The organism is Rhizobacter sp. (assembly GCF_031412495.1).
Classification (GTDB): Bacteria; Pseudomonadota; Gammaproteobacteria; order Burkholderiales; family Burkholderiaceae_C; genus Schlegelella_A.
Genome location: NZ_JANODC010000225.1, coordinates 1 through 6,369, shown reverse-complemented (window position 1 = coordinate 6,369; position 6,369 = coordinate 1). Strand labels below are relative to the sequence as shown.

Annotated in this window: 6 protein-coding genes; 3 read left to right on the top strand and 3 right to left on the bottom strand. The window is 73.0% G+C overall.

Annotated elements, in window-relative coordinates; translation table 11 throughout:
* Positions 1–448 (bottom strand): class I SAM-dependent methyltransferase (locus tag AC30N0_RS08485; protein ID WP_489517489.1); only part of this gene is annotated, 448 nt, incomplete at its 3' end.
* Positions 449–682: 234 nt separating this feature from the next.
* Between AC30N0_RS08485 and AC30N0_RS08480 the strand changes: the two genes are divergently transcribed.
* Together AC30N0_RS08480 and AC30N0_RS08475 are read left to right on the top strand one after the other, a co-directional pair.
* Complete coding sequence (locus AC30N0_RS08480; RefSeq protein WP_489517488.1) at positions 683–1,228, top strand: OsmC family protein; 546 nt, start codon at positions 683–685, stop codon at positions 1,226–1,228.
* 2 nt (positions 1,229–1,230) lie between these two features.
* Positions 1,231–2,220 carry an AraC family transcriptional regulator gene (locus AC30N0_RS08475; RefSeq protein ID WP_489517487.1) on the top strand — a complete coding sequence of 330 codons (990 nt, stop codon included), beginning with the start codon at positions 1,231–1,233 and terminating at the stop codon, positions 2,218–2,220.
* A gap of 57 nt (positions 2,221–2,277) precedes the next feature.
* On the opposite strand, the gene AC30N0_RS08470 is transcribed toward AC30N0_RS08475, so the two are convergent.
* Complete coding sequence (locus AC30N0_RS08470; RefSeq protein ID WP_489517486.1) at positions 2,278–3,120, bottom strand: DMT family transporter; 843 nt, start codon at positions 3,118–3,120, stop codon at positions 2,278–2,280.
* 51 nt (positions 3,121–3,171) lie between these two features.
* Here AC30N0_RS08470 and AC30N0_RS08465 point away from each other — a divergent pair, with 51 nt between their 5' ends.
* On the top strand, positions 3,172–5,217 hold the full coding sequence (locus AC30N0_RS08465) for a PAS domain-containing hybrid sensor histidine kinase/response regulator (RefSeq protein WP_489517485.1): 2,046 nt from the start codon (positions 3,172–3,174) through the stop codon (positions 5,215–5,217).
* Between the two features lie 18 nt (positions 5,218–5,235).
* On the opposite strand, the gene AC30N0_RS08460 is transcribed toward AC30N0_RS08465, so the two are convergent.
* Positions 5,236–6,369: NAD(P)(+) transhydrogenase (Re/Si-specific) subunit beta (locus AC30N0_RS08460; RefSeq protein ID WP_489517484.1), on the bottom strand; the 1,134-nt coding region annotated here is incomplete at its 5' end.

Sequence of the window (6,369 nt, the reverse complement as noted above, 5' to 3'; positions counted from 1 at the left end):
GCGTCCAGTTGGCCATGCCGATCCGGCCGCCGGGACGGCAGACGCGCAGCATCTCGGCCGCGGCGCGGCCGTGGTCGGGCGTGAACATCACTCCGAAGGACGAGAGCACGACGTCGAAGCTGGCGTCGGCGAAGGGCAGGGCCTCGGCGTCGGCGGTCTGAAAGCGCACGTCGAAGCGCTCGGCGCGGGCCCGCTCGGCGCCGCGGTCGAGCAGGCCGGCGACGTAGTCGGTCGACGTGACCTGGCAGCCGCGGCGCGCCGCCGCGAGCGTCGCGTTGCCGTTGCCGGCGGCGACGTCGAGGACGCGCTCGTCCCAACGCAGGTCGCAGGCCTCGGCGAGCTGCTCGCCGACGATCTGCAGGGTCGTTCCGATCACGGCGTAGTCGCCGCTGGACCAGGCCGCCTGCTGGCGGGCCTTGAGGGCTTCGAAGTCGGTGGGGGCGTTCATGGAATCTCCAAGACAGGGTGGGCAGGTCCGGAGGATTCCGTGTCGGGGCCGGAGCGTCCTGCCCTTTCGTCGCCGGCGCCTGTTCGATCGTCCTTGCGGCGGCGGCCCGCGGCCCGTTCCTGCTGCAGCGTCCGCGGTTGCTGCCCCATCGTCCCGCGGTGGACGGGCGCCGGCCGGCCGCGGACCGGAAGTGCCGACAATCGGCGGCATGGCGGCGGACCCGGGTGCATTGACATGACGATTGACGGCATCGCAGCCGCGCTGCAGCGGGTGGAAGCAATCCTGCAGCGGCGGCCGGACACCGGCGTCCACGACGACGCGCCGGCGACGGCGACGCTCGAGGGCGGCACCCGCGTCAGCGCCCGCCACGCCAACGGCACGGCGATCTGCACCGACATGCCGCGCGAGCTCGGCGGCAGCGGCGAGCAGGTCACGCCGGGATGGCTGTTCCGGGCCAGCCTGGCCACCTGCGCGACGACCTCGATCGTCTTCGCCGCCGCTGCCGACGGCATCGAATTCACCGCCCTGGAGGTGAAGGCCGGCAGCCGCTCCGATTCGCGCGGACTGTTCGGCCTCGCCGACACCTCGGGCGAGCCGGTGCGCGCGGCGCCGCTCGCAGTGCGCTTGCAGATCCGCGCCTCGGCACCCGGCGTCGCGCCGGAGCGGCTGCGCGCCGTCATCGAACTCGGCCTCGGCCGTTCGCCCGTGCCCGGCCTGCTGCGGCAGGCGCTGCCGCGCGCGGTCGAGGTCGAGATCGAGATCGAGATCGACGCGGCCTGAGCATGGACGCGCTATCCGAGACCCTGCGCGTCGTCCACCTGGTCGGCGCGATCTTCATCCAGGGCCGCTTCACGGCGCCCTGGTGCTACCAGTCGCCGCACGCCGACGCGGCCGCGCCGCTGCTCGAGCCCGGCGCGGAGAAGGTCGTCATCTTCCATCTGATCACCGAGGGCGAGTGCTTCGTCGAGATGGACGGGCAGGCGCCGACGCGCCTCGGTGCCGGCGACGTGGTCGTCTTCCCGCACGGCGACGCGCACCGGATGACCTCCGCGCCCGGGCTGCCGCCGGCGGTCGGCGGCCGGCTCGACGCCGTGCTGAAGCGCCGCCCGCGCGAGCTCGCCTACGGCGGCGGCGGCGTGCAGACGCGGCTCGTCTGCGGCTACCTCGCCTGCGATGCGCGCCTGGCCCGTCTCCTGCTCGCCGGCCTGCCGTCGCTCGTGCGCGTCAACGTGCGCGGCTCGCCGGCCGGGCTCTGGCTCGAAGCGTCGGTGCGCTACGCCCTCGCCGAGGCGCGCTCGCCGCGCCCCGGCGGCGCCGGCGTTCTGGCCAAGCTGGCCGAGGTGCTCTTCATCGAGGTCCTGCGCCTGCACATGAACGAGCAGGGCGCCGGCCGCACCGGCTGGCTCGCCGGCGTCGGCGACCGCATCGTCGGCGCGGCGCTGAACGCCCTGCACCAGAGCCCGGCGCGGGCCTGGACGCTCGAGGAACTGGCCCGCGTCGCCCACACCTCGCGCTCGGTCCTCGCCGAGCGCTTCCAGCACCTGGTCGGCAGCTCGCCGATGCAGTACCTGACCCAGTGGCGGATGCTCCTGGCCGCCAACCTGCTCTGCCGCAGCAACGCGCCGCTGGCGCGCATCGCCGAGGACGTCGGCTACCAGACGGACACCGCCTTCAGCCGCGCGTTCCGGCGCGAGTACGGGGCGCCGCCGGCGGCCTGGCGGCGCAGCCGGTCGGCGGCGGCGCTGTCTCGGGTCGGCGCGACGCGCGCCTGAGGGGCCCTCGGGCCGCGCCCGCATCCGCGCAGCACCGAGCGAGGTGGGTGCCGCCGCTCAGCCGGCCGGCTTCGCGCGGCTGAGCACGACCAGCGCGATGCCGCCGAGGACCGCTGCCGAGGCCATGAAGAGGCGCAGCGTGACCGGCTCGTCGAGAAAGACGATGCCGCCGACGGCGGCCAGCACCGGCACGCTGAGTTGCACCGTCGCCGCGCTCGTGGTCTTGAGGGCGGCGAGCGCGCTGTACCAGACCGCGTAGCCGACGCCCGAGGCCAGCGCCCCCGACGCGACGGCATAGGCGACGCCGGCGGCATCGACGGCGGCCCAGGGAAGCGTGGCCAGCGACAGCACGGCGGCCGGGGCGATGGCGCGGCCGAAGTTGCCGGCGGTGACGCGCAGCGGATCGCCGCTGCCCTTCGCGCGCAGGGAGTACACGCCCCAGGCCACGCCGGCCGCCAGCATCAGCAGTGAGCCCTCGAGCGGCGGCGCCTGCAGGCCGGGCAGGAGCAGGCCGACGAGCCCGGCGACGGCGAGCAGGAAGCCCACCGTCTGCCAGCCGCGCAGGCGCTCGCCGCGCCAGCGCCCGACGCCGATCATGGTCGCCTGCACGGCACCGAACAGCAGCAGGGCGCCGGTGGCGGCCGTGAGGCTCAGGTACGAGAAGGAGAACGCGGCCGCGTAGGCGAACAGGGCCAGCGCCGAGCCCCAGCTGCCGGCGAGCCGCTGCGGCCCGTCGCGCAGCTGCAGGATCAGCCACAGGGTGATGGCGCCGGAGACGATGCGGATCGCGGTGAAGCTGGCCGGGTCGATCGCCGTGTGCTTGAGCGCGATGCGGCACAGCAGCGAGTTGCCGGCGAAGGCGAGCAGGGCGAGCAGCGTGGTCAGGAACAGCCGGGTCATGCGGGGGCGCCTGCGACTGCGGCGGCGGCTGAGTTTAGGATCGCCGGCGCGATGACTGTCGATCACACGACGAGCTGGAGCGGCGTCCGCCTCCGCACCCTGGCCACCACGACCTCGGCCGTGCTGTGGCAGACCGCCGCCGACGGCAGCGTGACGAGCGAGATCCCCTCGTGGGAGGCCTTCACCGGGCAGAGCGTCGCTGAGTCCGCCGGCCGCGGCTGGCTCGACGCGATCCACCCGGACGACCGCACGGGCGTGATCGAGCGCTGGCAGGCCGGCGTGGCGAGCCGGTCGCTGGTCGAGCTGCAGTACCGGCTGCGCCGGCACGACGGCGAGTACCGCGACATGGAGGCGCAGGGCGTGCCCGTGCTCGTCGACGGCGAGGTGCGCGAATGGGCCGGCATCTGCCTCGACGTCACCGAGCGCAAGCGCGCCGGCGCGGCGCTGAAGGCGAGCGAGGAGAGGCTGCGCCTGCTCGACCGCATGGGCCAGGCGACGCGGGCCATGACCGACGCGATGCAGATCATGGCCGTCACCGCGCGCCTGCTCGGCGAGCACCTCGGCGTCACGCGCTGCGCCTATGCCGATGTCGAGGCCGACAACGACCGCTTCACGATCCGCAGCGACTGGTCGGCCGACGGCGTCGCCAGCAGCGCCGGCGTCTACTCCCTCGACCTGTTCGGCCCCCAGGCGACGACGAACCTCCGGCACGGCCGCAACCTGGTCGTCCACGACGTCGACCGCGAGCTCGGCGACGAAGGCGGCGGCCGCATGTTCAATGCCATCGGCATCAAGGCCATCGTCTGCGCACCGCTGGTCAAGGGCGGTCGCCTGGTCGCCCTGATGGCCGTGCACGACGCGTCGCCACGGCACTGGAGCGAGGCCGACATCACGATCGTCGGCGAAGTCGTCGATCGCTGCTGGGCGCACATCGAGCGCGTCCGCGACGCCGCCATGCTGCGCGAGCAGGACCGGCACAAGGACGAGTTCCTGGCGACCCTGGCGCACGAGCTCCGCAACCCGCTGGCGCCGATGCGCTACGCGCTGGCGATGATGCGCATGTCGAGCGATCCGGCGCAGGGCCGGCAGGCCCGCGACATCCTCGAGCGCCAGGTCAACCACATGGCGCGCCTGATCGAGGACCTGCTCGACCAGTCGCGCATCAACCGCGGCCTCATCGAGCTGCGTCCGGAACGCGTTTCGCTCTCGCTGCTGATGGAGCGGGCCGTCGAGGCGACGCGGCCGGCGATGGAGGCCGCCCGCCACCGCTTCGAGCTGCACCTGCCGGTGCCCGACCTGGAGCTCGACGCCGACCCGGCGCGCCTGGTCCAGGTCATCGGCAACCTCCTCAACAACGCCGCCAAGTACACGCCCGACGGCGGCCACATCCGCCTGTCCGCCTGGCGCGCCGGCGACCGGGTTCGGCTCGAGGTCGTCGACGACGGCGTCGGCATTCCGAGCGACCAGCAGGGCCGCCTGTTCCAGATGTTCACCCAGCTGCACCACAGTGCGCACCGGGCCGCCGGCGGTCTCGGCATCGGCCTGTCGCTGGTGCGCAGCCTGGTGCAGATGCACGGCGGTCGCGTCGGCGTCGCCAGCGACGGCCTCGATGCCGGCAGCACCTTCAGCATCGAGCTGCCCCTGCCGACGGCTCGGATCGAAGAGCCCGGCGCGGCTGCGCCGGCGGCGGCACCGCGGGCCGAGGCACGGCCGAGCGGACGCGTCCTCGTCGTCGAGGACAACCCGGACGGACTGGAGGCGCTCGTCGCCCTGCTCGGGATGATGGGCTATGCGGTGGCGGCCGCAGAGGACGGGGCCACCGCGGTCGCGATGGCGGGGCAGTTCCGGCCGGAGCTCGTCCTGCTCGACCTCGGCCTGCCCGGAATGGACGGCTACGACGTGGCCGAGGCCCTGCGTGCCGACCCCAGGCACGCCGGCGTCGTGCTGGTCGCCCTGACCGGCTGGGGCGCCGAGCGGGACCGGGCCCGCACCGCGCGCGCCGGCTTCGACCACCACCTCACCAAGCCGGTCGACCCGGACCAGCTCGAGGCCTTTCTCGAAAGCGCGTTCGTGGGCCTGGCGCAGGGACGCGCTTGAGGCCCCGTCGCCGGTCGGCTACTCGATCGCCTTGACCATGTCCTCGACGACCTTCTTGGCGTCGCCGAAGACCATCATCGTCTTGTCCATGTAGAACAGCTCGTTGTCGAGGCCGGCGTAGCCCGCCGCCATCGAGCGCTTGTTGACGATCACCGTCTTGGCCTTGTACGCCTCGAGGATCGGCATGCCGTAGATGGCACTGCCCTTGGTGTGCGCGGCCGGGTTCACGACGTCGTTGGCGCCGAGGATGATGGCGACGTCGGCCTGGCCGAACTCGCCGTTGATGTCCTCCATCTCGAAGACCTGGTCGTACGGGACCTCGGCCTCGGCGAGGAGCACGTTCATGTGGCCCGGCATGCGGCCGGCCACCGGGTGGATCGCGTACTTGACGGTGATGCCCTTCTCGGTGAGCTTGGCGGCGAGCTCCTTGACCGCGTGCTGCGCCCTCGCCACGGCCAGGCCGTAGCCCGGGACGATGACCACCGTCTCGGCGTTTCCGAGCACGAAGGCGGCGTCGTCGGCGCTGCCGCTCTTGACCGGCCGCTGCTCGGTCTTGCCGGCGGCCGGACCGGCCTCGCCGCCGAAGCCGCCGAGGATGACGTTGAAGAACGAGCGGTTCATCGCCCGGCACATGATGTAGCTGAGGATCGCGCCGGACGAGCCGACGAGCGAGCCGGCGATGATCAGCATCGCGTTGTTGAGCGAGAAGCCGATGCCGGCCGCGGCCCAGCCGGAGTAGCTGTTCAGCATCGACACCACGACCGGCATGTCGGCGCCGCCGATCGGGATGATGATGAGCACGCCGAGGACGAAGGCGATCGCCAGGACGAGGAAGAAGTAGAGGCTGCTCTGCGTCATCGTGTATCCGACGATGAAGGCGAGCATGGCGATGCCGAGCGCCAGGTTGAGCCAGTGCTGGCCGGCGAACGTGACCGGTGCGCCCTGGAAGACGCGCACCTTCGACTTGCCCGAGAGCTTGCCCCAGGCGATGACCGAGCCGCTGAAGGTGATCGCGCCGATCGCCGCGCCGAGGATCAGCTCGAGCCGGTTGCCGGTCGGGATGGGATCCACGGCGCCGCCGCTCGCGGGTCGGGCGACGATGCCGAAAGCCTGCGGCTCGACCGCGGCGGCGACGGCGATGAACACCGCCGC